Source organism: Streptomyces sp. NPDC000229 (genome assembly GCF_040300825.1).
Classification (GTDB): Bacteria; Actinomycetota; Actinomycetes; order Streptomycetales; family Streptomycetaceae; genus Streptomyces.
This window is the reverse complement of the sequence record NZ_JBEPEL010000017.1, coordinates 66,603-89,915: the sequence shown is the minus strand read 5'-3', so window position 1 is coordinate 89,915 and position 23,313 is coordinate 66,603. Positions and strand designations below refer to the sequence as shown.

Here is a 23,313-nt window from a genome sequence, read left to right as displayed (position 1 = left end):
CGCCGTGGATGCCCAGAGCCGTTACCTGATGTACCGTCAGTTCCATGCGCCGTCGTTCCGTCGCCATCGTGGGTGTGTCCCTCTCCGACTGCGGGCGCGTCGACACGGCCACCCCCTACGCGCTCCACGCCCAGGCCGCCCGGCGGGCGCTCGCCGACTCGGGGCTCGACCGGTCCGTCGTCGACGGGCTCGCCTCGGCCGGGCTCGGCACGCTCGCCCCGATCGAGGTCGCCGAGTACCTGGGGCTGCGGCCCCGCTGGGTGGACTCCACCACCGTGGGCGGCGCGACCTGGGAGGTCATGGCCGCGCACGCCGCCGACGCCATCGCGGCCGGGCACGCCGACGCCGTCCTCCTCGTCTACGGCTCCACCGCCCGCGCCGACATCAGGGCCGGGCGCCGCACCTCGAACCTGTCGTTCGGCGCCCGCGGCCCGCTCCAGTTCGAGGTGCCGTACGGGCACACCCTCGTCGCCAAGTACGCGATGTCCGCGCGCCGCCACATGCACGAGTACGGCACCACCCTGGAACAGCTCGCGCAGGTGGCGGTCCAGGCCCGTGCGAACGCCGCGCAGAACCCGGAGGCGATGTTCCGCACGCCCCTCACCGTGGACGAGGTCCTCTCGGGCCCGGTGATCGCCGACCCCTTCACCAAGCTGCACTGCTGCATCCGCAGCGACGGCGGCTGCGCGGTGCTGCTGGCGGCCGAGGAGTACGTACCCGACACGGCGAAGGCCCCCGTGTGGATCCTCGGCACCGGCGAGCACGTCTCGCACACCACCATGTCGGAGTGGGACGACTTCACGGTCTCCCCGGCGGCGGTGAGCGGCCGCCTCGCCTTCGAGCGGGCGGGCGTGAGCCCTTCGGACCTGGACTTCGCGCAGGTCTACGACGCCTTCACCTACATGACCCTGGTGACCCTGGAGGACCTCGGCTTCTGCGCCAAGGGCGAGGGCGGCCCGTTCGTCGAGCGGGGCACCCTGCCCGTCAACACCGACGGCGGCGGCCTGTCCGCCTGCCACCCCGGCATGCGGGGCCTGTTCCTCCTGGTGGAGGCCACCCGGCAGCTGCGCGGCGAGGCACCCGGCCGCCAGGTCCCGGACGCCCGGCTGGGCGTGGTGTCCGGGACGGGCGGCTGGTTCTGCTCCTCGGGGACGGTGGTGCTGGGTCGGGAGCGGTAACGCCTGGTGGCGCTCGTGGGCCTACTCGATACGGCGCACGGGCTGCCCGGTGATGCGGGCGATGGTGTCGAAGTCGTTGTCCTGGTGGAGCACGGTCAGAATGTCTCACGCAGCAGCCTGTCCATGTCGTGAAAGGTGGCTCTGCCACCGGCGGCCCGCAGAAGCTCCTGACGTACCGGCTCGCACAGACCGACGAGCCCGGCGTTGACGACCGCGTCCCAGCTCGCACCTGCCTGGCCACGGTAGTAGCGGATCAGAGCACTGGTGTCAGCCAGATAGAGCTCGGTCATGCCGCCCGCTGCTCGCCTCCGTCGGTACCGGCCTGCGCGCCCTTCTCGATCACCGAGAAGTCGATCTCGCCGTCCGTGGTGCACACCACGTCACTCACCCGGACTCCACCCATCCGTGTGACACCGCACCCGGAAAGCGGATGATGTCTCGATGACCAGCTTCCACGAGACACTCCGCTCGCTGCGCGTATGGGACACCGAACTGCCCGCCTTCGACCCGGAATCCGCACCCGCCGCCCCCCTCCCGCTCTTCCACGACTGGTTCGTGGCGGCGGGCGAGGCCGGTCAGGTGGAGCCGCACACCATGTCGCTGGCCACCGTCGACGGGGACGGACGGCCCGATGTGCGGACCGTCATGCTGCACGACGCGGACGAGCGGGGCTGGCACTTCGCCTCCCACGCCACCAGCGCGAAGGGCCGCCAACTGGCCGTCGTCCCGCACGCGGCGCTCGGCTTCTACTGGCCGGTGCAGGGCCGCCAGGTGCGGGTGCGGGGCCAGGTCGTGTCGGGTACGCCCGAGGAAGCGTACGCCGACCTGCACGCCCGCTCGACGGGCGCGCTGGCCGCCGCTCTGGTCGGCCGGCAGAGCGAGGTCCTGGACTCCTTGGACGAGCTGGCGACAGCGAGCGAGGCCGCCTGGCAGCGCGCGCAGGCGGAACCGGACGCGGACGCGGAGACCTGGACGCTGTACGTCCTCGATCCGCGCGAGGTCGAGTTCTTCCAGGGCGACGAACGCCGCCGGCACCTGCGGCTGCGCTACCGGCGCAGCGAGGGCGGGTGGGAGCGGGAGCTGCTCTGGCCGTAACACTCGCCTCCGGGTCGCACGCGGTCGGCGCCCGGAACGCACGAACCTCAGATCTTCCTCAGATTTTCCTCGGTTCCCCCTTTCTCAGGTTCAAACCGACACGCTCCATATGTTTAAGTGATCTTCGCCCGCCGCGCGGGGGAACTCGGCACGAACGACCAACGTGCACGCGTGACGGGTGAATTGACAGGGACACAGCTCCCTTTCCTCTGACCAAGGAGCAAGTTGTGAAGACCTTCCGCCGTCGTGCGGCTCTCGTCTCTCTCGTCTGCGCGGCCGCCGTCACCTTCAGCGGTGTCAGCACGGCCCACGCAGCCGTTCAGGGTCCGGCCGTCGCCTCGATATCCGCGGAGGAGATCTCCCAGCAGCAGATCGACGAGCTGGCGAAGTATCTGGAGGCCATTTTCAGCGGTGAACTGACCGCCGCTGACGGCACGTTCGACCGCGCCGCCGCCGAGGCGAAGTTCGGCAAGGAGTTCGCGGACACCGTGGAAGCCCGGATCGCCGAGCAGCGGGCCGGTGCCGGCGACCCCAAGGCGTCGTCCGGCCTGCGCGCCGCCGCCGCGAGCAAGGACAGCTACGGCAAGTGCCTGCTCAAGGCCGTGGGGCTGGGCGGGCTCGGCGGTGCCACCTCCGCCATCATGAACAAGCTGTCGGAGAAGAAGTGGTCCGACGCCGCCCGGCTGATCACCAAGGAAGCGGCCAAGCGCGGCATCAAGATCGCCGTCAAGGGCGGAGTCGTGGGGCTCGCCGCCTCTCTCGCCGCCAGCGCCGTCTGGTGTGCCACCCCTTGGGCGTGAGGAAGCGAGCGCTTCGACGGCTGTGACCATGCCTGAGAACTGAGCGGGAATGACGGGGCGAGCTTTTCCGGCTCGCCCCGTCTCCATGACCGGTAAAGCGCTCGTCCCGTTACTCGAATTCCGCTTGTACGACCTTGCGGAGTTCTTCCAGGTATTCCTGGAACCGTTCCCGCCCGGAAGGCGAGAGGCGGACTCGGGTGACGGCGTGCCGCCGCTCACGGAACTTCGCGATCTCGACGAGGCTTTCCTTCTCCAGAATGCCCAGCTGCCGGGACAGTTCGGCGGTGGAGAGCTCCAGGGAGTTCTGGAGATCGGCGAAGTTGATCTGCTGAACGTGTCTGAGGGCGCCCAGAATGGCGAGGCGCGTGGGTGAATGCATCACCGTCGTCAGGCGCGTGCGTGGCTGCGGGGGCACGTCAGCGCCTCCAGCGCAGCACGAGGTAGCCGGCGAGAACGGCGGTCGGCACGGCGGCCGCGAGCAGGGCGCCCGGCAGTGCGACCGGGTTGTTCCAGAGCAGCCCGAGCCCGGGGATCGCCAGGGACACCGGGCCGAGGAAGGCGGTCCACTCCTCCGCCTTGGTGTGCGGCCTCCTGCCGGGGGCCCGGAGGTGGAACCAGCGCCAGCCGAGCAGGAGCCCCAGCGCGAGCAACAGGACCACGATGCCCACGACCAGCGGGATCTCCCTCGTGGCCGCCACCGCGAGCACGGCGAACAGCGCCAGGACCGACAGTGCGCCCAGAGCGCGCTCACCGGCAGACGCGGCCCGTGTGAGCACCGGGGCGTCCTCTATGGCACGCAGCTGCTCTGCGGAGTTCGCGTTCTCCCCCATGGTCACCCTTTCACGGTCGTCGCTTCGTACATCGTCACCTTACGCATGTGGTTTCCAAATGTGCAACTACTAGCGCATCGAGCAACTGGGAGCGGCCGGCGGCCGACCACCGGCACTCCTGGACGGGAACCCCGTGGGACGCTTGCGCGTCGACACGTATGACCGCACAACGTTCGGGGGGAATGGCATGACCGTCACGCTGGCCGAGGAAATCGCGCTGCTGTCGCTGGACGACGAGTCGGGGGCCGCGAAGGAGCGGTCGTCGGCCGGATGGGCCGTGGCGGGCGGCATCCTGCTGGAGCTGGCCATGGCGGACCGGGTCTCCGTGTCCGACGGCCGGCTGGCCGTGACCGATACGACGCCCACGGGCACCGCGCTGCTCGACGGGCGGCTGGCCCAACTCGACGAGTGGACGCGGCGCAAGAGCAGGCGCAAGGTCACCGAGTGGCTGTCCAAGGACCAGTCGAAGTCGGTGACCGCGACCGTGGAGGCCCTGTGCGAGCGGGGCCTCGTCGTCGAGGAGCAGAGCCGGGTGCTCGGCCTCTTCCCGGTGCGCCGCTATCCGGAGGCGGACGGCTCGGTGGAGCAGGAACTGCGCGCACGGCTGACGTCGGTCGTCGTGCACGGTACGGAGCCGGACGACCGTACGTCCGGGCTCGTCAGCCTGCTGCACGCCGCCAAGCTGCACCGGCTGGCGTTCCCGGACGTCCCGCACAAGCTGGTCGCGCCCCGCATGGCGAAGATCGCCGACGGCCAGTGGGCGGGCGACGGCGTCCGCGAGGCGATCCGGAACATGCAGGCCGCGATGGTGGCGGTCACCGTGGTCACCGCCACCACCGTCGTGCTCTGAGCGGCCTCGTACAGTTCAGCCATGTCCGTCAACATCACATTCACCCTCACCGTCACCGCCCTGAAGGACGAAGCCCAGGCCCGGGAGGTCGTGCGCTCGCTGGACGAGGTCATGGAGGACGAGCGCATCCAGGACCAGGTGAACTTGGGCGTCGCCTGGGACGAGGGGACGGCCTTCGTGTCGGGCGAGACCGACTTCCCGCTGAGCATCACCCGGTTCCACCTCTGGCAGCCGGAGTTCGAGAGCTATGTGAAGTACGCGGTCAATGAGGTCGCACCGGGAGCGAAGCTCACCCTCGACTGGGGCTACCCGGACCTCGAACGCTGACCGGCCCTGGGGTATGTTGAACGCGTTCAATCGAACGCGTTCACCAAGGAGTGGGCCATGGAGGCGGTGGGCACCCGAGTACACGGCCTCCAGCGCGCCCTCGCGGCCGGTGCGGTGATCGCCACCCTGCCGGTGCTGCTGTGGACGCTGACCAGCTACCTCCTCCCGCTGCACGTCCTGACGGCCATGTCCGTGGCGATCCCCCTGTTCCTGCCGCGCCGCCCCTCGACCTTCGCTCGCGCGAGCGTGATCGTGGCGCTGGGGCTCGTGGCGTTGGGGCTGCCGGGGTTCCTGTTCGGCATGTTCCTCTTCTGGCCGTCCGCGCTGCTGCTGCTCCTGGCCGCCTTCGCCGACCCGCGCCTGCGCCCCGTGAGCGCCAAGATCATGGGCACGGTCGGCGGACTGACGGCGGCATGGTTCCTCGCCGCCTTCGGGTCCTTCTTCTGGCACTTCTCCATCGCGCCCGCCCTCGCGGAGCCCCACACCTACCGCGCGGTCAGCGATCCCGACACCTTCTACGCCGAGCTCGGCAAGCACGACGAGCGGCTGAAGCGGCTCGGTGCCACCAGCGTGACGGGGGCCGCGTCGGAGGACCTGCTCTACCTGGAGGTCCGCTTCCCCGACGACTTCTCCGAGGCACGGCGGGCGACCCTGAAGCGCGAGATCGAGAAACTGCCGGGCATCAGCCGCGTCGACCTGTGCCCGGTACGCGACTGCGGCTGACGCCCCGCCGTCAGCGGCTCGCCACGAACGCCGCCCACGCGTCGGCCCCCACCGCGAAGGTGGGCCCGTCGGTGAGCTTGGAGTCGCGCACGTGGACGGCGTGGGGGCAGGCGGCGACCTCGACGCACGCGTCACCTTCGTTACCGCTGTAGCTGGACTTGCGCCAGTCGTAGGCGACTTCGACGCAGGCGCCGCCCTCATTGTTGCTGTAGCTGCTCTTGAACCAGACCAGGTCAGGGCTCATAACTTCGCCGCAATCCTCTCGATCAGTTCCACGGACTCCCAGGGCGTGAGGGCCTGGGCCCGCAGCGCACCGAAGAGGTCGTTGAGCCGGTTCACCTCTTCCGGTTTCGAGATCAAGGTAGCTCCACCCTGCCCCTCGGTGTACCCCAGATTGCGTCCTTCTCGGGTGCTCACCAGGTGCAGCAATCCGTTCAATCCCGCGTGCACGGACCGCTGCGTCGGCATCACCTGCACCGTCAGGTGGTTCCTCGTACGGACCGACTCCAGCAGGTGCAGGAGCTGCTCCTTGAGTACCGGTTCGCCGCCGATCGGTCGCTGGAACACCGACTCCTCGACCACGTAACTGACGATCGGCCGCGGCCTGCGGTCCAGCACCTCCTGCCGCTCAAGCCTCGCCTGCACGTGCCGGTCGATCTCGTCCGGCTCGTACACCGGCACCCGGGTCTCGTACAGCGCCCGCGCGTACGACGGGGTCTGCAACAAGCCAGGGACGAGCATGTTCTCGTACGCGCTGATGCTCGCCGCGTCCGCCTCCGTGCGCTTCCAGTTGAGGAACTTCGGCGAGTACTTCTCCTCCTCCATCAGCTCCACGCACGACCGCAGCACCCCCTGCGCGCCCAGCGCCGCGTCCGCGTCGACCAGGAACGCCGTCGTCGGGATGCGTTCCGCCCGCTCGTACGCGCCGACCAGCGACTCCGACATCAGGAGCCGGTCCGCGAGGTCCTTCTGGGTCAGGTCCGCCATGGCGCGGAACTTCTTGACCAACTCGCCCACGTGCCTCCGCGCCGGCGAGGGCTCACCACTCGATCCCACAACCGCCACCGTCCTTCCCACACCGCCCCGAAGTGGATCGTGTCCCCCTGGTCACGCTACGCAACCACCACGATCCTCGTAGCCATGACGAGCAACAAACTCCCCGATTGGGTCCCCGCGTCCGGCCTGCAACTCCGCCTCGCCGGGATCCACTTCGACGCCATCCGCGTACGCGGGGTCCGGGGCGAGGCCGTACTGCACCACCTGGCCGACGCCACCGACGGTCGCCCCGGCCCCGTCGTGCGGGAGGTCTCCGGTGGGCGGTGGACGTACTTCCTCATCCCGCCGGGCAGCAGCAAGGAGTACGACTGGCCGCCGGGCGCCACCTGCTTCGGGCCCTGCGCCCGGGACCAGTACGTGGGCATCCCGGCACCGCACGGCAACACGTATCCGCTGTCCTGGCGGTGCGGTCCGCCCGTCGAGGGCGAGTTCGTCGACCCCGGGCTGCTCCACGAGATCGTCACAGCGCAGCTGTGCCTACCGCCGGCCTGACCGGGCCGGCGTCCTGTCCGACGAGGCTCTCTCCGACCTGCTCGGGAGCCAGCAGTTCGGCACGCTCGCCACGATGAAGCGCAGTGGCCACCCCCACCTCACCACCATGATGTACAGCTGGGACCCCGAGGCCCGCATCGTGCGGTTCTCCACCACGGCGGACCGCGTCAAGGTCAAGCAGCTCCAGCGCGATCCCCACGCGGCCCTGCACGTGCCGGGGGGTGACGTGTGGTCCTTCGCCGTCGCCGAGGGCGAGGCCGAGCTCTCCGACGTCACGACCGTCCCCGGTGACGCGGTCGGCCGGGAGCTGCTCGGCATGATTCCCGAGGCCGCGCGGCCGGAGGACGCGGAGGCGTTCCTGAAGGGATTGGTCGCCGAGCGCGGGGTGGTCATCCGTTTGCGGGTGGGCAAGCTTTACGGGACCGCGCTGGACGTCAACGGCTGATGCCCGGTCACCGCAGCACCAGATGTGGATGAGGACCTGTCGTGGGGGATGTCCGAGCGCGTCTGTGAGCCAGGCCAGTTCCTCATCGGTGAGCCAACCATGCCCGGTTCGGATACAGGACCTCAATCCTTGAGCGACGTTTCGGCGCCACAACAGGGAGCCGCCACCGTGAGAGTCGAAAAACGGCGCGAACTCCGCACCGCAGTGCGGGCACGAGATCTTCCTCACCCGCCTCCCCGCGCCCGCCGGGGTCCGCTCCTCGCCCCACCGACCCGGCCCGGCACTCGCGGGCTTCGGCGGCGGTGAAGAAGAGGACCTGGGTCCGGACGACGCGTGGGGGTGCGAAGGCGGCACCGGACCGGGTTGTCGCCCGGTGGCTGTACCCCGGGCGCCTTCGCACCCCAGCCCCGAAGCCGCTGGAGGTCGCCATCGGCTTCAGGGCCACGCTGATTGTGCTGTCAGCGCATGTCGCCGTGCCCGCCGTGCTTACCGTCGTCACCGTGCTTGCCGTCGTCGTGGCCCTTCTTCGAGCCACCGTCGTTGATGCAGACGTTGCCGAACGCCGGGTTGAGCACACCCGGGATGTTGACCGTGTTGCCGCAGATGTTGATCGGAATGTGGATCGGCAGCTGGACGATGTTCCCGGACAGAACACCCGGGGATCCTACGGCCGCGGCGTCGGCAGTGGCGTCCGCGCTGGCCATGCCCGCACCGCCGATCAGGACGGTACCGGCGGTGGCGGCAACGGTGACCGCCCTCTTCATACGTGACATCGCGATCTCCTTGGAGACGAGATTCTGCCGCGACTTTGCGGCCTGGACCTCACCGACAACACCAGGAGCCACGCCGGGGTCACGCAGATACGGCCAACCCGGTGACCACGCGGCGCGCCGGACGCGGGATGCCCCCGGTTCTAGAGTCTCCCCGTGGACGTCAACAGTGGGGGAAGGTCTGCGACCAGCTCTTCAACCTTCACGAGTCGCCCGAGCGCGGCTTCTTCCGGGCCTCTGGCGCGGTCGAGGAACTCGCAGAGCGGTGCGCCGACTGGTTCGAGTGCGTGTTGAGCCGCCCGGTCGTCCGCGCCGAGTGGCCGGGTGAGGGCGGGCCGTACGTAGCCCGTTGGGAGTTTGCCGACACGGACGAGGCCCTGGTGATGACCGGCATCATCCCGACCGACGGCTCACCTCCGGCCCGCCGCCTCCCGATCCGTCCCTGATCCGCCGGACAGCACCAGCCGGGCGGAAGACCGGGATCGTGATCCGGTCGGCGCCCTCGCCCTCCGTGCGGAAGGCGACGGTCAGGGGCATGCCGATCCGGAGCTCGGCCTCAGCGCACTCGACGACCTCGGTCATCATGCGCGGGCCTTCGGCGAGGTCGACGACTGCCGCCGTGTAGGGCGTGCGGGCGCCGAAGGGCGGGAGGTCGTTGCGGTGGACGACGGACCAGGTGTAGAGCGTGGCGCGGCCGCTCGCCCGCTCCCAGGTGACGTCGTCCTCCCAGCAGTGCGGGCAGAACTCGCGCGGGTAGTGGTGGGCCCGCCCGCAGGCGCCGCACCGCCTGATGAGCAGGCGGCCCTCGGCGGCGGCGTCCCAGTAGGGGCGGGTGAAGGGGTCGATGTCCGGGACGCCCGCGTTCATGCGCCGAGCCTCTCCAGCCACCACAGGCCGAGACCGACACGGAGGACGGCGAGCCACTCGGCGCCGCTGAGCCAGACGGTCTGCATTCCGGGGCCCCTCCCGCTTAACCTGACGGTACGTCAGTTCAGCGGACCGCGGCAGCCGGCGCAAGGGGGCCGCCCTATTCCGGCCCGGTGACCGACTCGCTAATCTGACAGAGCGTCAGTTCTCAGTCCCCCCGACGAGCAGGAGCGGCGGAACGATGCTTGGATCGACCCACGGCACCTTCACCACCGACCTGCGTGCCCGGGTGGTGGCCTGCGGGCAGACCACCGGAGCCACCGTCCACGGCATCGCGGCGGCCGAGGGCGACGTGGACGTCAGCGGCCGCCCGCTGCACGCTCCCGTGCCCGATCTGGACCGGCTCTTCCGGCCCGACTCCGTCGCCGTCGTCGGGGCGTCCGACACCGAGGGCCGCCCCAACACCGGGATCACCCGGCAGCTGCTGCGCTGGGCCGAGCGGGTCGGCGCCCGGCTGTACCCGGTGCATCCCCGCCGCGCCTCGGTCTTCGGGGTCGGCTGCGTACCCTCCGTCACCGCCCTGCCCGAACCCGTCGACGTCGCCGTGCTGCTGGTCGCCGACCCGCTGCCGGTCGTCGAGGAACTGGGGGTGGCCAAGGCCAGGTTCGCCGTCGCCTTCGCGTCCGGGTTCGCCGAGACGGGCGAGGCGGGCGCCGCCGCGCAGGCCCGGCTCGCGGCCGCCGCCGAACGCACGGGGGTGCGGCTGCTGGGCCCCAACACCAACCTGAACGCCTTCGAGGAGTTCCGCGACGACCTCGACGGTCCCGCGATCGCCCTGATCACCCAGTCCGGCCACCAGGGCCGCCCCCTGTACGCCCTGCAAGAGCTGGGCGTACGCCTGTCCCACTGGGCGCCCACGGGCAACGAGGCCGACCTGGAGAGCGCCGACTTCCTCGCGTACTTCGCCGAACGGCCCGAGGTCGGGGCGATCGCCTGCTACCTGGAAGGGATCAAGGACGGACGCTCCTTCCTCCTCGCCGCCGACCGCGCGGCACGGCGCGGGGTGCCCGTCGTCGCCGTGAAGGTCGGCCGCACCCCCGCCGGGGCGCGGACCGCCGCGTCCCACACCGGGAAGCTGACCGGTGCGGACCAGGTGGTGGACGCGGCCATGCGGCAGTTCGGGATCACCAGGGTCGACGGCCTCGACGAGCTCCAGGACACCGCCACCCTGCTCGCGCGGGCCCGCCCGCCGGCCGCCGACGGCGTCGCGGTGTATGCGATCTCGGGCGGTACGGGCGCCCACTTCGCGGACCTGGCCACGGCGGCCGGGCTGCGGCTGCCGCGCCTGTCACCGGCCAAGCAGGACGAGCTCCACCAGTGGATACCCGACGACCTGAACGTCGCCAACCCCGTCGACAACGGCGGCCACCCGGTGGGGGACTGGCGCGGCCGGAAGATCATCGACGCGATCCTCGCCGACCCGGACGTCGGCGTCCTCATCTGCCCGATCACCGGTCCCTTCCCGCCGATGAGCGACAAGCTGGCCCAGGACCTGGTGGACGCGGCGGAACGCACGGACAAGCCGGTGTGCGTGGTCTGGGGGTCACCCGTCGGCACCGAGGCCGCGTACCGCGAGACGCTCCTCGGCTCCTCGCGCGTGGTGACGTTCCGGACGTTCGGCAACTGCGTCACCGCCGTCAAGGCGTACCTGGACCACCACCGGTTCACCCGGGCGTACCGCTCGCCCTTCGACGACGCGCCCCGCACACCCTCCCCCTCGTACCGCAAGGCACAGGCCCTGATGCACCCCGGCCACCGGATGAGCGAGCACGCGGCCAAGCAGCTCCTGCGGGCCTACGGCATCCGCGTACCGCGCGAGCAGCTGGTGACCAGCGCGGCTGCGGCAGTACGGGCGGCGAGCCAGGTCGGGTACCCCGTCGTGATGAAGGCGTCCGCCCCGCAGCTCGCCCACAAGACCGAACTGGGCCTGGTGAGGATCGGGCTGACGTCCGCCAGCCAGGTCCGCGACACCTACCGCGAGCTCATCGACATCGCCCGGTACGAGGAGGCCACGCTGGACGGCATCCTCGTCTGCCAGATGGTCGACCGGGGCGTCGAGATGGTGGTGGGCGTGACGCACGACGAGCTGTTCGGCCCCACGGTGACCGTCGGACTGGGCGGCGTCCTGGTGGAGGTCCTCTCGGACACGGCCGTACGCGTACCGCCCTTCGGCGAGGACCAGGCGCGCGCCATGCTCGGCGAACTGCGCGGGCGGGCCCTGCTGAACGGCGTACGGGGTGCGCCGCCGAGGGATGTGGACGCCCTGGTCGAGGTCGTGCTGCGGGTGCAGCGGATGGCGCTGGAACTGGGCGACCGGCTGTCGGAGCTGGACATCAACCCGCTGATGGTGCTGGAACGCGGGCAGGGCGCGGTGGCGCTGGACGCGATGGCGGTGTGCCGGTGACCAGGCAGATGCTCCACTCCACCGACGACGGCGTCTCCTGGGTCACCCTCAACCGCCCCGAGGCGATGAACGCCCTCGCTCCCGACCAGCGGGACCACCTCATCGCGCTGCTCGCCGACGCCTCCGCCGACCCCGGCGTACGCGCCGTCGTCCTCACCGCCACCGGCAGGGGCTTCTGCTCCGGTGCCGATCTGCGCGCAGCGGCGGCCACCGGCGCGGAGCGTGTCGCGGGCGATGTGGCCAGGACCGTCCGGCTCGGGGCCCAGCGCCTGATCGCCGCGGTGCTCGACTGCGAGAAGCCGGTGATCGCCGCCGTCAACGGAACGGCCGCCGGGATCGGCGCGCACCTGGCGTTCGCGTGCGACCTGGTCCTGGCGGCCGAATCGGCACGGTTCATCGAGGTGTTCGTACGCCGTGGCCTGGTCCCGGACGGCGGTGGGGCGTATCTGCTGCCGCGCCTGGTGGGGCCGCAGCGCGCGAAGGAGCTGATGTTCTTCGGCGACGCGCTGTCCGCCGAGGAGGCTCGCGGCATCGGCCTGGTCAACCGGGTCGTCCCGGACGGCGAGCTGGAGAAGACGGCCCGCACCTGGGCGGAACGCCTCGCGAAGGGCCCGACGCGGGCCATCGCGCTCACCAAGCAGCTGGTCAACGCCTCACTCGACACCGACCGCACCACCGCGTTCGCGGCCGAGGCGGCCGCGCAGGAGATCACCATGACGACGCACGACGCGAACGAGGGTGTGGCGAGCTTCGTGGAACGCCGCACACCCGCATACAGGGGGGACTGACGTGATGGGCCACGCCGGGATGGCGGCCACCGCCGTCCGCTACCTCAGGTCCGTCGGGGCCCCCACGGCCTCCGGTGCGCCCCCGCCCCCGCTGCTGCGGGCGGTACGGGACGACGAGCGGCTGGCCATGGACCCGGCCGAGTTCCGGCGCGTCCTGGGCCACTTCGCGACCGGCGTCACCGTCGTCACGGCGTACGACGCGGAGGGCCCCGCGGGCTTCGCGTGCCAGTCCTTCGCGTCCCTCTCGCTCGACCCGCCGCTGGTCGCCTTCATGGTGGCCCGTACGTCGGCGACATGGCCCCGGATCGCCCGCGCCGGCGCCTTCTGCGTGAACGTCCTGGGCGCGGACCAGGCCGCCTTGTGCCGGGCGTTCGCGGTGAGCGGCTCGACCGGGGCGGACAAGTTCGCGGGCGTCGCGTACGACCCGGCACCGGCGACGGGCTCACCGCGCCTGACGGGCGCGCCGGCCTGGATCGACTGCGTGGTCCACGCCGTCCACACGGGCGGCGACCACCTGATCGTGGTGGGCCGCGTGCAGGCCCTGGGCGCCGCGGACGACGGTGACCCGCTGCTGTTCCACCGGGGCAGGTTCGGCCGCCTCGTGCCCTGACCGGCTGCCGTCGCCGGATCCCGAGGGCCCCCGGCGCGGCGGCCGCGCACAGGGCGCCCGAGGCGTACCGGACCACCCGAGTCCACGGACCTGCCGGCCGTCCAGGTCGCACAGGACGCCGGGTTCGGCACCGCCCAGTGGATGCGCCGGCACCTACCGGCGGCGCTCGGCGTCCCGCCCACCGTCTGCCGCCGCACCTTCCGCGCCGCCGGCGGACGCCCCGACGGTGCCGGTGGGGACCCGCTCGTGGCCGCCCGGGACCGGAGCCGCTGACATCCGCCGCTCCCCCACCAGGCCCACGACGCTGAGCAGCAGCGTCAGCACGACGCCCACCAGGATGGCCGTCGAGGGGGCCACGACCCGCAGCAGCCCACCCGCCAGGGCCCCGCTCGCCGCGTAACCGGCGCCCACCACCGCGTAGTTCACCGAGTACGCGGCCGCCAGCTCGCTCGCCGGGAGGATCTGGCGCAACTGGAGGTTGCGGGCCAGGCTGATCGCCGCCTGGACGGCACCGGCCACCACCAGCACCGCGCCGATCGCCCAGGTCCACGGCACCAGCGCGACCAGCACCCCGCAGCCGCAGGTGCCGGGCAGCAGCACCAGGCACTGGCGCCCGGGCCGCCCCGGCCAGTTCCGCATCCCGTACACGAACGCCCCCGCCGCCGACCCGAGCGAGAACCCGGCCAGCAACGGCCCCGCCCAGCCGAGCCCGATGGACCGCTGCTCCAGCAGCGCGGGCAGGATCAGCTCGGCGAGCGCCAGCATGGCCATGCTGGCCGCGCCCAGCACGTACACCGGCCACGCGCCGATCAGCAACCGCATCCGGGACCCGCCGCCGTGGCCGTCGGCGCCCTCCTCCGCCGCCCAGCCGGCCGGCAGCGCCCACAGCCCGGCGGCACCGCCGCCCATCAGCACGGCGGCCAGCATCATCGGCGCGTAGGGGGCCACCCCCAGCGCCAGCCCGGTGCTCAGGGCGGGCGACGCGGCCCAGATGCCGGACATCAGGATCGTCTCCAGGCTCATCGCCCGTGTGACCGCGCCCGGCGGGACCATGCCGGTCAGCAGGGCGCGCAGCCCACCGGCCGCCGCCGCCGGCCCCGCCCCGGCGAGGAACGCCAGTGCGCCGAGCACCACCGGACCGGAGCCGTGGGCGAGCCAGAGCCCCGCGAACGACGCGCCACCGACCGCGAGTCCGGCCGCCAGTTGCGGCCGGGCGCGCTCGGGGCGCAGCCGCGTACCGAACAGGGGCGCGCCGAGGATCTCGCCGATCACGTACACGGCGGCGAGGACGGCTCCGAGGGTGTAGCCGCCGGGCCGCTCGCGCACCAGGAACACCAGCGCCAGGGGCGCCATCGCCACCGGCAGCCGGGCGGCGAGGGCGACGAGGCACCAGGTCAGTACGGGCCGGGTGACGATCTCGCGATACGACATGTACCTGACCGTAACCGCGCCCCCGCACCCCCGGTCCACCGAAATACGGTCCCTCGACGAGGGTCCGCGACGGGGCCCACCACGGGGGCCCACGACGGGGGCCCACGACGGGGGTTACGCGAACACGAGCACGCCCCGCGCCGCCCGCCCGTGGTGGGCGTCGTCGGCCGCCTTGGCGAAGTCCTCGACCGGGTACGTCTGCGTCACCAGTTCGTCGAGCAGCAGCCGCCCCTCGCGGTAGAGCCCGGCGTAGAGCGGGATGTCGTGCTGCGGCCGTGAACTGCCGTACCGGCAGCCGAGCACCGACTTGTCGAGGAACATCGAGGCGGGCGGGAACGCCGCCTCGTCGGCGGGCGCGGTCATGCCGAGCAGGACGGCCTGCCCGTGCCGGTCGAGGAGGTCGATCGCCTTCCGTACGAGCCCGACGTGGCCCACGCACTCGAAGACGTGGTCGGCGCCGCCGGGCAGTACCTCGCGCACGGCGTCGGCGGAGGTGACGAAGTGCGTCGCCCCGAACCGCCGCGCGAGCGGCTCCTTGTCCGCCCGCACGTCGACGGCGACGATCGGTGAGGCACCGGCGAGGCGGGCGCCCTGGAGCACATTGAGCCCGATGCCGCCCGTGCCGATGACGACGACCGTCTCACCGCGCCCGACCTTCGCCCGGTTCAGCACGGCCCCGACCCCGGTGAGCACCCCGCAGCCGATGAGCGCGGCGGAGTCCAGCGGAATGCCGGAGGGGATCCGTACCGCCTGCACCGCGCGGACCAGCGTCCGTTCCGCGAAGACCGAGGTGGACGCGAACTGGTGGACCGGACGCCCGCCCCTCGTGAACGGTGTCCCCGGCCGCCCGATCGACCGCCGGCACATCGTCGGCCGCCCCCGGTCGCAGTCGGCGCACGTTCCGCAGTTCGCCAGCGTCGACAACGCCACATGGTCACCGGGCACCACATGTGTCACCCCCGCCCCCACCGCCTCCACGATCCCGGCGCCTTCGTGCCCGAGCACCACCGGCACCGGGAACGGGATCGTCCCGTCGATCACCGACAGGTCGCTGTGGCACAGCCCGGCCGCCGCGATCCGCACCAGCACCTCGCCCGGCCCCGGATCCCGTACGACCAGGTCGTCGACGACCCGCGCCCGTTCACCGTCGAAGAGAACACCTCTCATGACGACCCCTTGGCATCTCTCGGCAGGCCGAGCACCCGCTCGGCGATGATGTCGCGCTGGATCTCGTCCGAGCCGCCGTAGATGGTGTCGGCCCGGCTGAACAGGAACGCCCGCTGCACGTCGTCGAGTTCGTACGCGCCCGGCGACCACGCCCCCGGCCCGGTCACGCCCGCCGCGCCCCGCACGGCCATCGCCAGCTCGCCCAGCCGCTGGTGCCACCGCCCCCACAGCAGCTTGGCCACGCTCGGCGCACCCGCGCCGGCCGGACCGCCCAGGGTCCGCAGCGCGTTCCACCGCATCACCCGCAGTTCGGCCCACTGCCGCACGAGGGCGCCCTTCAGTACGGGGTCGGCGACCGCCCCGTTCTCCACGGCCAGCCGCAGCACCCGCGCCAGCTCCGCCTCGAACCCGATCTGCTGGACGAGCGTCGACACGCCCCGCTCGACCGCGAGCAGCCCCATGGCCACCCGCCAGCCGTCCCCTTCCCTCCCCACCACACCGACGGCCTCCGCCCCGTCGAAGAAGACCTCGTTGAACTCGCTCGTCCCGGTCATCTGCCGGATGGGCCGCACCTCGACCCTGCCCGGCTGGTCCATGGGCACCAGCAGGAACGACAACCCGTGGTGGCGCCGTGAGCCCGCCTCCGTCCTGGCCAGCACGAAGCACCAGTCGGCGTCCCGGGCGAGCGACGTCCAGATCTTCTGGCCGGTGACCCGGTGCACGCCGCCGTCCCGCTCGGCCCGCGTCCGCACCCCCGCCAGGTCCGATCCGGCACCCGGCTCGCTGTAGCCCTGGCACCACAGCTCCTCGCCGCGCGCGATACCGGGGAGGAACCGGTTCTTCTGCTCCTCGTCCCCGTACGCGAGCAGGGTCGGTGCGAGGAGCTTCTCCCCGATGTGCCCGACCCGGCCGGGCGCCCCCACGCGCGCGTACTCCTCGGCCCAGACGACCTGCTGGGTGAGCGTGGCGCGCCGGTTGCCGTAGCCCTCCGCCTCCCACCCGAGTCCGACCCAGCCGTCCGCCCCGAGCTGCCGCTCCCAGGCGCGCCCGCCCTCGCCCCAGGGGTGCGCCTCCAGCCACTCCCGCGCGACGGCCCGGAAGTCCTCGTCCTCGTCCCCGAACGCGAAGTCCATCACGGGCCTACGCGTTCGGGCGGGACGTGGCGGCCGCCGCCCGGGTCATCTCCTCCAGCCGCTCCAGCAGCGGCATGGGGTCGGTGCCGACCGTCCCGGGCAGGAAGTCGGCGATCCGCTCGGGCGTCCAGGGCTCCTCCGCGTACGCCGCCCGCAGCTCACGCGGCTGCGCCCACACGGCGATCTTGGGTCCGGCGATCGTGTAGACCTGGCCGGTGATCCTCTCGGCGCGGGCGCGGTCGGAGAGCAGGTAGACGACGAGCGCGGCGACGTCCTCCGGGTCGCCGATCTCCTTGAGCTCCATGGGCACGTTCGCGGACATGCGGGTACGGGCGACGGGCGCGACGGCGTTGGCGGTGACGCCGTACTTGTGCAGGCCGAGGGCGGCGCTGCGGACGAGCGAGATGATGCCGCCCTTGGCGGCCGCGTAGTTGGCCTGGGCGACGGAGCCCTGGTGGTTGCCGCTGGTGAAGCCGATCAGCGTCCCGGCGCCCTGCCGGCGCATCACCGCGGAGGCGGCGCGGAAGACGGTGAAGGTGCCCTTGAGGTGGGTGGCGAGGACAGGGTCCCACTCCTCCTCGGACATGTTGAAGAGCATCCGTTCGCGGAGGATGCCGGCGACGCACACGGCTCCGTCGATCCGGCCGTACTCGGCGAGCGCGGTGTCCACGACGCACTGTCCGCCCGCCATGGTGGAGATGTCGTCGGCGACGGCGACGGCCCGGCCGCCCGCCGCGACGATCTCCTTGACGACGGCCGCCGCGACCTCCGAGGCGGGCTCCGCGCCCGCGACCGACACGCCGTAGTCGTTGACGACGACCCCGGCCCCTTCGGCGGCGCAGGCGAGGGCGACGGCCCGCCCGATGCCCCGCCCGGCGCCGGTCACGGCGACGACCTTGCCCGCCAAGAAGTTCCCCATGCCCGGCCCCTTCCCGCACTTCCCATATCTGACGGTGCGTTAGATTCTACGGCCCGTCAGACATGCCAGCACAAGACCCGGGAGGGCCCCATGTCACTGCCGGCCGCGTTCCACGAGATCGCCAAGCGCGTCAACAACTGGGGACGCTGGGGGGAGGACGACGAGCGGGGCACCCTCAACCTGATCACCGACACCGTCGTACGGGAGGCCGCCGGGGCCGTACGCAGCGGTCTGCGCGTCCCACTGGCGCTCCCGCTGCACCAGGACGGGGTCCAGACGGGTCTCATCCCGGGCCGGGTCAACCCGCTGCACGCCATGGTGCAGGTCAACCAGGAGCTGTTCGGCCCGGGCACGGTCGCGACCAGCGACGACATCGTCACCATGGGGTTGCAGGCGGGCACCCACTGGGACGCGCTCACCCACGCCTCGCACTCGGGCCGGATCTACAACGGCCGGCCCGCCACCTCCATCACCCCGCACGGCCGCAGCGCGTTCAGCGGCATCGACAAGGCGCGGCACGTCGTCTCCCGGGGGGTCCTGCTCGACGTGGCCCGCGCCAAGGGTGTCGAGCGGCTGCCGGGCGACCACGCGGTGACGCCGGAAGACCTGGACGAGGCGGCGGAGTTCGGCGGGGTGAGCGTCCGGGCGGGCGACGTCGTGCTCGTACGGACGGGTCAGGTGCAGGTGTACCTCGCGGGCGACAAGCACGCGTACGGCTATCCGTCGCCGGGCCTGTCGGTCCGTACGCCCGAGTGGTTCCACGCCCGCGATGTGGCGGCGGTGGCCAACGACACGCTCACCTTCGAGGTCTTCCCGCCCGAGAGGGAAGACCTGTGGCTGCCGGTGCACGCACTGCACCTGGTGGAGATGGGGATGCTCCAGGGCCAGAACTGGAACCTGGAGGAGCTGTCCACAGCCTGTGCGCAGGAACGGCGGTACGCCTTCCTGCTGGCCGCGATGCCCGAACCCTTCGTGGGCGGCACGGGAACCCCGGTGGCCCCGGTCGCGGTCCTCTGACGCCGGGGCGCCCCGCGGTGCGCGCCCGGCTCCACGTTCCTCTTGGGTGGCGGCGCACTCATGCGCACCCCGAGCACGGCACGGCGGCCGCCACCCGGCTCCGGCGGGCTCACCCCGAGGGCCCTGACAGAGCCGCCGCCGAGCCGCGACCCGCACTCGTCGAGGGCGTCAAGCCCTCGGCGTCCCCTCGCCACGAATCGCTGCTCCAAGGGTGATCAGACGGACACCGCCCGTCAACACCTATTCAGGGATACATCCGTTATGCCCTATTTGTGACGGCGCACGACGGCGCATATCCTCCCGACTCACGCACCACCCCCGTCACTACCGGCGCGCCCCGGTCCACTTCGCACCAGATGCTCTTGCCGGCGCCTTCCCGCTGCCACCCCCACCGGTCGGCGAGCCCGTCGACCAGCTCCAGACCACGCCCGTTGGTGTCGTCGCCGTCGGCGTGCCGGGGGCGCGGGGGCCGGGCGCTGGTGTCGGCGACCTCCACCCGTACCGTCCCCGACTCCGCCACTCCCGCGCCGAAGAGCATCCGCAACACGGCCGGACAGCCGGTGTGCACCACGGCGTTGGTGACGAGTTCCGAAATGAGCAGCACCAGCGTCTCGGCCAGTGGCTCGTCATCCCCTATCCCTGAACCGGCGAGCCGTGACCGCGCCCATCTTCGGGCACGGCCGACCTCTGCCGGGTCGGGGCCGATCTCCAACTGCACCTGAAGCACCTGCACCGCTCACACCATCCGAACCGGCGGACACAACGCCTCGCGTCTCACAGCGACCACAGCCTTCACAGTCGTCACTGAACGTGATTTCCCTATGGGACAGCATGGTTGACGTACAGTCACCGCAACAAGCGCTTCGGGCATATTCCAGCGCGAAGGAGTACGGGTGATGCATACTGTGCGACGCACGCTGCGGGTAGTCGAACAGGGTGGCGCACCACCCCACCGAGGGGCACGAACGGCGGGCACTCCCGGGCGCGGAGCCGCCGCAGGGGCACCACCGGGACGCACCGTACTCCGAACCACTCGCACCCCACGGAGAGTACCGGAGGCGGGCCCCGACTCCGGGCCGTAGCGGGTCTCCGGAACACAACAACCCGATATCAACGCTCCGTGACCGCCTCACCCGAAGGGCTGCCTCCGGGGGGACGGAGCGCCGCCGCGCACCTCTCCTCGGCCTCGGCCGTCCCCATCCACCGCCGCGCCCGCACCCACGCCCGCTTGAGGTGCAGGTGCACATCGGCCTCCCAGGTGAAGCCCATCCCGCCGTACACCTGGAGGCAGTCCCGGGCGCCGCGCACCGCCGCCTCGTCGGCCAGCAGCTTGGCGGCGGCGATGTCCACCGGGTCGGCGGTGACGGCGGCCGCGTACACCGCGCCGCGCGCCACCTCCACGCGCACCAGCATCTCCGCGCACAGGTGGGCCACCGCCTGGAAGGCGCCGACGGGGCGGCCGAACTGCTCGCGCTCGCGCGCGTACCGTGCCGCCATCTCCGTCGTACGGCCCGCGCTGCCGAGCTGCTCGGCGGCGGTGAGCAGCACGGCGACCGGGTCACCGTACGCGGCCCCGTCCGGTACCCGGTGCAGCGGCGTCAGGGGGTCGGCCGAGCGCACCGGCCGGGCCCCGCGCGCGCTTGAGCCCTGTACGGCGTCGGCGGCGTCCAGCCACTCCACCAGCGGCCCGTCCACGGCGGTGACGACCACGTCCCCCTCCGCCGCGCCCGCCACGTGCCCGGCCGCCAGGTGGGTGGCGACCAGCGGGCCGGGCAGCAGCACCCGCCCGGCCTCCTCGAAGGCCAGTACCGCCTCCGGCAGTCCGAGCCCGGCCCCGCCGTCCTCCTCCGGCAGCCGCAGCGCGAAGAACCCGGCCGCCCCCAGCTCCCGCCACAGGGCCCGGTCCAGTACGCCCGTGTCCACGGCCTTCCGCAGCGCGTCCCGCCCGAACCGCCCCTCCAGCAGCCCCCGCACGCCCCGCCGCAACGCCCGCCGGTCGTCGTCGAGTCGGAAATCCACGGTCACCGTCCCTTGGGCAGGCCGAGGATCCGCTCGGCGACGATGGAGCGCTGGATCTGCGAGGTCCCGGCGGCGATGGTGTACGAGAGCGACGACAGCCGGTCGTGGACCCACTCCCGGTCCAGGTCCAGCGCGTCGGCGCCCAGCACCTCGGCGGCCGTGTCGTACAGCTCCTGGCGGGCGTGCGAGTACCGCAGCTTGAACACCGATCCGCCCACCCCGGGTGCCGAGCCGGTCGCCTCCGCCTCGCTCACGTTCCACTGGATCAGCCGCCACAGGGCACGGAACTCGGCGTTGAGCCTCCCCAGTCGGCGCCGCAGCACGGGGTCGTCCCAGCGGCCGTTCTCGCGTGCCTCGCGCGCCAGTTCGCCGAGCACCCGCTGGCAGGCCACCACCTCACCGACGAACGCCGTACCGCGCTCGTACGACAGGGTGACCATGGTGACCCGCCAGCCGTCGTTCTCCTCGCCCACCCGGTTGGCGGTGGGCACGGGGACCTCGTCCAGGAACAGTTCGGCGAACTCCGCCGTCCCGGCGAGCGTGCGCAGCGGCCGGACGGTGACGCCGGGGGCGTCCATGGGCATGGCCAGCCAGGTGATGCCCCGGTGCCTGGGCGCGTCGGGGTCGGTGCGCACGAGCAGTTCGCACCAGTCGGCGACCTCGGCGTGGGAGGTCCACGTCTTGGAGCCGCTGACCAGGTACCGGTCACCGTCCCGGACCGCGCGGGTCCGCAAGGAGGCGAGGTCGGAGCCCGCGTCCGGTTCGCTGAAGCCCTGGCACCACACGTCCTCGCCCCTGAGGATCGGCGGCAGCCACCGCTCGCGCTGCTCGGCGGTGCCCTCGGCCGCGATGGTCGGCCCCGCGTGCAGCAGCCCGACGAAGTTGGCGCCCGCATAGGGCGCGCCGGCCAGCTCGGTCTCCTCCAGGAAGACCAGCCGCAAGGTGGGGGACGCCGCCCAGTGCAGGTCGCCGTACCCGGCGTCGTACAGCGTGCGCTGCCAGGCGGTGTCGTAGGCGCGGCGTCCCGGCCAGTCGGCGGGGTCGGGTTTCGGCGGCAGGCCGGGCAGCACGGCCGCGAGCCACTCCCGCAGCCGTGCCCGGAAGCGCTCTTCCTCCTCCGTGTACGCCAGGTCCATCAGACGAGGTCCAGGCCGAGCATCCGGATGGCGTTGCCGCGCATCAGCTTGTGGACGGTCTCGTCGTCCAGTCCCTTGACGTGGTCGAGGGCGACCTCCTTGGTGTGCGGGAAGGTGGAGTCGACGTGCGGGTAGTCCGTCTCGAAGGTGGCGTTGTCGCGGCCCACCACGTCCAGGGACGCGATGCCGTGCTTGTCGCGGAAGAAGCAGCAGAAGATCTGCCGGTAGTAGTACGTGGAAGGGGGCTCGGGGACCAGATCGCGGACACCGCCCCAGGCACGGTGCTCCTCCCATACGTCGTCGGCCCGCTCCAGCGCGTAGGGGATCCAGCCCATCTGCCCCTCGCTGTAGGCGAGTTTGAGCGCCGGAAACCTCACGAGGACGCCGGAGAACAGGAAGTCCGTCATCGAGGCCATGGCGTTGTTGAAGGACAGCGACGCCTGGACCGCGGGCGGGGCGTCGGGGGACGCGGCCGGCATCTGCGAGGAGGACCCGATGTGCATGTTGACGACCGTCCCGGTCTCCTCGCACACGGCGAAGAAGGGGTCCCAGTAGCCGGAGTGGATGGACGGCAGCCCGAGGCAGGTGGGGATCTCGCTGAAGGTGACCGCGCGTACGCCCCGGGCCGCGTTGCGGCGGATCTCGGCGACCGCGAGGCCGATGTCCCAGAGCGGGATCAGGCACAGCGGGATCAGCCGCCCGCCGCTGTCGCCGCACCACTCCTCCACCATCCAGTCGTTGTAGGCGCGGACGCAGGCCAGGGCGACCTCCTTGTCCTTCGCCTCGGCGAAGGTCTGTCCGCAGAAGCGGGGGAAGGTGGGGAAGCACAGGGAGCCCTCGACGTGGTTGAGGTCCATGTCCTTGAGCCGTTCGACCGGGTCCCAGCAGCCGCGCCGCATCTCCTGCCGGGTGATGCCTTCGAGGGTCATCTCGTCGCGGTCGAAGCCGACGGCGGCGATGTTGCGCTTGTACGGGAACTTCAGGTCCTCGTAGATCCACCAGTCGGTGGGCGGGCCGTCCGGGTCCATGGTGATCCGGTACTTCCCGCCGACGTACGCCAGCTCGCCGATCCCGGCGGTCAGCGGCTTGGGGCCGCGGTCGCGGTACTTGGCCGGGAGCCAGGTCTCGAAGAGGTGCGCCGGCTCGATGACATGGTCGTCGACGCTGATGATCCGAGGCAGTTCCGTCATGACGCC

The 23,313-nt window shown here is 71.9% G+C and carries 27 protein-coding genes and 1 pseudogene; 12 read left to right on the top strand and 16 right to left on the bottom strand.

The features are described from left to right. Nucleotides 1–44: 44 nt before the first annotated feature. Complete coding sequence (locus ABT360_RS12270) at nt 45–1,178, top strand: thiolase C-terminal domain-containing protein (protein ID WP_351814180.1); 1,134 nt, start codon at nt 45–47, stop codon at nt 1,176–1,178. A gap of 95 nt (nt 1,179–1,273) precedes the next feature. On the opposite strand, the gene ABT360_RS12265 is transcribed toward ABT360_RS12270, so the two are convergent. Next, nucleotides 1,274–1,468: a hypothetical protein gene (locus tag ABT360_RS12265; RefSeq protein WP_351814178.1), complete on the bottom strand. Its 195-nt coding sequence runs from the start codon at nt 1,466–1,468 to the stop codon at nt 1,274–1,276. A 151-nt stretch (nt 1,469–1,619) separates the two neighbouring features. Here ABT360_RS12265 and ABT360_RS12260 point away from each other — a divergent pair, with 151 nt between their 5' ends. Next, entirely contained in the window at nt 1,620–2,273 is a 654-nt protein-coding gene (locus ABT360_RS12260; protein WP_351814176.1) for a pyridoxine/pyridoxamine 5'-phosphate oxidase, read from the top strand. A 227-nt stretch (nt 2,274–2,500) separates the two neighbouring features. After that, nucleotides 2,501–3,073, top strand: coding sequence for a hypothetical protein (locus ABT360_RS12255; protein WP_351814174.1), 573 nt, complete (start codon nt 2,501–2,503; stop codon nt 3,071–3,073). 109 nt (nt 3,074–3,182) lie between these two features. Here ABT360_RS12255 and ABT360_RS12250 read toward each other — a convergent pair whose 3' ends face one another. Continuing rightward, nucleotides 3,183–3,452, bottom strand: coding sequence for a transcriptional regulator (locus ABT360_RS12250; RefSeq protein ID WP_351814172.1), 270 nt, complete (start codon nt 3,450–3,452; stop codon nt 3,183–3,185). Between the two features lie 37 nt (nt 3,453–3,489). Continuing rightward, nucleotides 3,490–3,903 carry a hypothetical protein gene (locus tag ABT360_RS12245; RefSeq protein ID WP_351814170.1) on the bottom strand — a complete coding sequence of 138 codons (414 nt, stop codon included), beginning with the start codon at nt 3,901–3,903 and terminating at the stop codon, nt 3,490–3,492. 187 nt (nt 3,904–4,090) lie between these two features. Here ABT360_RS12245 and ABT360_RS12240 point away from each other — a divergent pair, with 187 nt between their 5' ends. The 3 genes from ABT360_RS12240 to ABT360_RS12230 are packed head-to-tail and all read left to right on the top strand — an operon-like array spanning nt 4,091 to nt 5,803. Beyond that, nucleotides 4,091–4,753, top strand: coding sequence for a GOLPH3/VPS74 family protein (locus ABT360_RS12240; RefSeq protein ID WP_351814168.1), 663 nt, complete (start codon nt 4,091–4,093; stop codon nt 4,751–4,753). Nucleotides 4,754–4,774: 21 nt separating this feature from the next. After that, nucleotides 4,775–5,080, top strand: a complete 306-nt coding sequence (locus ABT360_RS12235; RefSeq protein WP_351814166.1) for a hypothetical protein — start codon at nt 4,775–4,777, stop codon at nt 5,078–5,080. A gap of 57 nt (nt 5,081–5,137) precedes the next feature. Continuing rightward, entirely contained in the window at nt 5,138–5,803 is a 666-nt protein-coding gene (locus tag ABT360_RS12230) for a hypothetical protein (protein ID WP_351814164.1), read from the top strand. 10 nt (nt 5,804–5,813) lie between these two features. On the opposite strand, the gene ABT360_RS12225 is transcribed toward ABT360_RS12230, so the two are convergent. Both ABT360_RS12225 and ABT360_RS12220 read right to left on the bottom strand, forming a co-directional pair. Continuing rightward, nucleotides 5,814–6,047 carry a DUF397 domain-containing protein gene (locus tag ABT360_RS12225; RefSeq protein ID WP_351814162.1) on the bottom strand — a complete coding sequence of 78 codons (234 nt, stop codon included), beginning with the start codon at nt 6,045–6,047 and terminating at the stop codon, nt 5,814–5,816. Beyond that, a complete protein-coding gene (locus tag ABT360_RS12220; RefSeq protein ID WP_351814160.1) occupies nt 6,044–6,820 on the bottom strand; it encodes a helix-turn-helix domain-containing protein in 777 nt (258 codons plus the stop codon). The genes ABT360_RS12225 and ABT360_RS12220 overlap by 4 nt, the downstream gene beginning before the upstream one ends. Nucleotides 6,821–6,943: 123 nt before the next feature. On the opposite strand from ABT360_RS12220, the gene ABT360_RS12215 reads away from it, so the two are divergent. After that, nucleotides 6,944–7,351, top strand: coding sequence for a hypothetical protein (locus ABT360_RS12215; protein ID WP_351814158.1), 408 nt, complete (start codon nt 6,944–6,946; stop codon nt 7,349–7,351). A 13-nt stretch (nt 7,352–7,364) separates the two neighbouring features. Continuing rightward, nucleotides 7,365–7,796, top strand: coding sequence for a pyridoxamine 5'-phosphate oxidase family protein (locus tag ABT360_RS12210; RefSeq protein ID WP_351814205.1), 432 nt, complete (start codon nt 7,365–7,367; stop codon nt 7,794–7,796). A 458-nt stretch (nt 7,797–8,254) separates the two neighbouring features. On the opposite strand, the gene ABT360_RS12205 is transcribed toward ABT360_RS12210, so the two are convergent. From ABT360_RS12205 to ABT360_RS12195, 3 genes and pseudogenes are all read right to left on the bottom strand, one after another. Continuing rightward, nucleotides 8,255–8,569, bottom strand: a complete 315-nt coding sequence (locus tag ABT360_RS12205; RefSeq protein WP_351814156.1) for a chaplin — start codon at nt 8,567–8,569, stop codon at nt 8,255–8,257. Between the two features lie 390 nt (nt 8,570–8,959). Continuing rightward, a complete protein-coding gene (locus ABT360_RS12200) occupies nt 8,960–9,433 on the bottom strand; it encodes a Zn-ribbon domain-containing OB-fold protein (RefSeq protein WP_351814154.1) in 474 nt (157 codons plus the stop codon). Nucleotides 9,434–9,444: 11 nt separating this feature from the next. Beyond that, nucleotides 9,445–9,519: pseudogene (locus tag ABT360_RS12195) on the bottom strand (DoxX family protein); the annotation flags it as partial. Nucleotides 9,520–9,674: 155 nt separating this feature from the next. Between ABT360_RS12195 and ABT360_RS12190 the strand changes: the two are divergent. The 3 genes from ABT360_RS12190 to ABT360_RS12180 are packed head-to-tail and all read left to right on the top strand — an operon-like array spanning nt 9,675 to nt 13,295. Next, a complete protein-coding gene (locus ABT360_RS12190; protein WP_351814152.1) occupies nt 9,675–11,897 on the top strand; it encodes an acetate--CoA ligase family protein in 2,223 nt (740 codons plus the stop codon). A gap of 8 nt (nt 11,898–11,905) precedes the next feature. Then, entirely contained in the window at nt 11,906–12,685 is a 780-nt protein-coding gene (locus ABT360_RS12185) for an enoyl-CoA hydratase/isomerase family protein (protein WP_351814203.1), read from the top strand. A gap of 19 nt (nt 12,686–12,704) precedes the next feature. After that, complete coding sequence (locus ABT360_RS12180; protein WP_351814201.1) at nt 12,705–13,295, top strand: flavin reductase family protein; 591 nt, start codon at nt 12,705–12,707, stop codon at nt 13,293–13,295. A 153-nt stretch (nt 13,296–13,448) separates the two neighbouring features. On the opposite strand, the gene ABT360_RS12170 is transcribed toward ABT360_RS12180, so the two are convergent. The 4 genes from ABT360_RS12170 to ABT360_RS12155 form a co-directional block, all read right to left on the bottom strand. Continuing rightward, the gene (locus ABT360_RS12170) at nt 13,449–14,726 is read right to left on the bottom strand and encodes an MFS transporter (protein WP_351814150.1); all 1,278 of its coding nucleotides are present in this window, start codon (nt 14,724–14,726) and stop codon (nt 13,449–13,451) included. A gap of 114 nt (nt 14,727–14,840) precedes the next feature. After that, nucleotides 14,841–15,893, bottom strand: coding sequence for a Zn-dependent alcohol dehydrogenase (locus ABT360_RS12165; protein WP_351814149.1), 1,053 nt, complete (start codon nt 15,891–15,893; stop codon nt 14,841–14,843). After that, nucleotides 15,890–17,026 (bottom strand): acyl-CoA dehydrogenase family protein, encoded by a 1,137-nt coding sequence (locus tag ABT360_RS12160; RefSeq protein WP_351814147.1) that lies wholly within the window; start codon nt 17,024–17,026, stop codon nt 15,890–15,892. The genes ABT360_RS12165 and ABT360_RS12160 overlap by 4 nt, the downstream gene beginning before the upstream one ends. Before the next feature lie 7 nt (nt 17,027–17,033). Then, entirely contained in the window at nt 17,034–17,945 is a 912-nt protein-coding gene (locus ABT360_RS12155; protein WP_351814144.1) for an SDR family oxidoreductase, read from the bottom strand. Nucleotides 17,946–18,035: 90 nt separating this feature from the next. Here ABT360_RS12155 and ABT360_RS12150 point away from each other — a divergent pair, with 90 nt between their 5' ends. After that, the gene (locus tag ABT360_RS12150; protein WP_351814142.1) at nt 18,036–18,962 is read left to right on the top strand and encodes a cyclase family protein; all 927 of its coding nucleotides are present in this window, start codon (nt 18,036–18,038) and stop codon (nt 18,960–18,962) included. A gap of 259 nt (nt 18,963–19,221) precedes the next feature. Here ABT360_RS12150 and ABT360_RS12145 read toward each other — a convergent pair whose 3' ends face one another. From ABT360_RS12145 to ABT360_RS12130, 4 genes are all read right to left on the bottom strand, one after another. Further along, entirely contained in the window at nt 19,222–19,695 is a 474-nt protein-coding gene (locus ABT360_RS12145; RefSeq protein ID WP_351814140.1) for an ATP-binding protein, read from the bottom strand. Between the two features lie 377 nt (nt 19,696–20,072). Then, on the bottom strand, nt 20,073–20,981 hold the full coding sequence (locus ABT360_RS12140) for an acyl-CoA dehydrogenase family protein (protein ID WP_351814138.1): 909 nt from the start codon (nt 20,979–20,981) through the stop codon (nt 20,073–20,075). 2 nt (nt 20,982–20,983) lie between these two features. Next, a complete protein-coding gene (locus tag ABT360_RS12135; protein ID WP_351814136.1) occupies nt 20,984–22,117 on the bottom strand; it encodes an acyl-CoA dehydrogenase family protein in 1,134 nt (377 codons plus the stop codon). After that, complete coding sequence (locus ABT360_RS12130; protein ID WP_351814134.1) at nt 22,117–23,307, bottom strand: amidohydrolase family protein; 1,191 nt, start codon at nt 23,305–23,307, stop codon at nt 22,117–22,119. The genes ABT360_RS12135 and ABT360_RS12130 overlap by 1 nt, the downstream gene beginning before the upstream one ends. Nucleotides 23,308–23,313 lie beyond the last annotated feature (6 nt).

What these genes read in the sequence shown, in the direction of transcription:
- ABT360_RS12270 (WP_351814180.1), top strand. Translation starts at nt 45, where the DNA reads ATGCGCCGTCGTTCCGTCGCCATCGTGGGTGTGTCCCTCTCCGACTGC.
- ABT360_RS12265 (WP_351814178.1), bottom strand. Translation starts at nt 1,468, where the DNA reads ATGACCGAGCTCTATCTGGCTGACACCAGTGCTCTGATCCGCTACTAC.
- ABT360_RS12260 (WP_351814176.1), top strand. Translation starts at nt 1,620, where the DNA reads ATGACCAGCTTCCACGAGACACTCCGCTCGCTGCGCGTATGGGACACC.
- ABT360_RS12250 (WP_351814172.1), bottom strand. Translation starts at nt 3,452, where the DNA reads ATGCATTCACCCACGCGCCTCGCCATTCTGGGCGCCCTCAGACACGTT.
- ABT360_RS12245 (WP_351814170.1), bottom strand. Translation starts at nt 3,903, where the DNA reads ATGGGGGAGAACGCGAACTCCGCAGAGCAGCTGCGTGCCATAGAGGAC.
- ABT360_RS12240 (WP_351814168.1), top strand. Translation starts at nt 4,091, where the DNA reads ATGACCGTCACGCTGGCCGAGGAAATCGCGCTGCTGTCGCTGGACGAC.
- ABT360_RS12235 (WP_351814166.1), top strand. Translation starts at nt 4,775, where the DNA reads ATGTCCGTCAACATCACATTCACCCTCACCGTCACCGCCCTGAAGGAC.
- ABT360_RS12230 (WP_351814164.1), top strand. Translation starts at nt 5,138, where the DNA reads ATGGAGGCGGTGGGCACCCGAGTACACGGCCTCCAGCGCGCCCTCGCG.
- ABT360_RS12225 (WP_351814162.1), bottom strand. Translation starts at nt 6,047, where the DNA reads ATGAGCCCTGACCTGGTCTGGTTCAAGAGCAGCTACAGCAACAATGAG.
- ABT360_RS12215 (WP_351814158.1), top strand. Translation starts at nt 6,944, where the DNA reads ATGACGAGCAACAAACTCCCCGATTGGGTCCCCGCGTCCGGCCTGCAA.
- ABT360_RS12205 (WP_351814156.1), bottom strand. Translation starts at nt 8,569, where the DNA reads ATGTCACGTATGAAGAGGGCGGTCACCGTTGCCGCCACCGCCGGTACC.
- ABT360_RS12200 (WP_351814154.1), bottom strand. Translation starts at nt 9,433, where the DNA reads ATGAACGCGGGCGTCCCGGACATCGACCCCTTCACCCGCCCCTACTGG.
- ABT360_RS12190 (WP_351814152.1), top strand. Translation starts at nt 9,675, where the DNA reads ATGCTTGGATCGACCCACGGCACCTTCACCACCGACCTGCGTGCCCGG.
- ABT360_RS12185 (WP_351814203.1), top strand. Translation starts at nt 11,906, where the DNA reads ATGCTCCACTCCACCGACGACGGCGTCTCCTGGGTCACCCTCAACCGC.
- ABT360_RS12180 (WP_351814201.1), top strand. Translation starts at nt 12,705, where the DNA reads ATGGCGGCCACCGCCGTCCGCTACCTCAGGTCCGTCGGGGCCCCCACG.
- ABT360_RS12170 (WP_351814150.1), bottom strand. Translation starts at nt 14,726, where the DNA reads ATGTCGTATCGCGAGATCGTCACCCGGCCCGTACTGACCTGGTGCCTC.
- ABT360_RS12165 (WP_351814149.1), bottom strand. Translation starts at nt 15,893, where the DNA reads ATGAGAGGTGTTCTCTTCGACGGTGAACGGGCGCGGGTCGTCGACGAC.
- ABT360_RS12160 (WP_351814147.1), bottom strand. Translation starts at nt 17,026, where the DNA reads ATGGACTTCGCGTTCGGGGACGAGGACGAGGACTTCCGGGCCGTCGCG.
- ABT360_RS12155 (WP_351814144.1), bottom strand. Translation starts at nt 17,945, where the DNA reads ATGGGGAACTTCTTGGCGGGCAAGGTCGTCGCCGTGACCGGCGCCGGG.
- ABT360_RS12150 (WP_351814142.1), top strand. Translation starts at nt 18,036, where the DNA reads ATGTCACTGCCGGCCGCGTTCCACGAGATCGCCAAGCGCGTCAACAAC.
- ABT360_RS12135 (WP_351814136.1), bottom strand. Translation starts at nt 22,117, where the DNA reads ATGGACCTGGCGTACACGGAGGAGGAAGAGCGCTTCCGGGCACGGCTG.
- ABT360_RS12130 (WP_351814134.1), bottom strand. Translation starts at nt 23,307, where the DNA reads ATGACGGAACTGCCTCGGATCATCAGCGTCGACGACCATGTCATCGAG.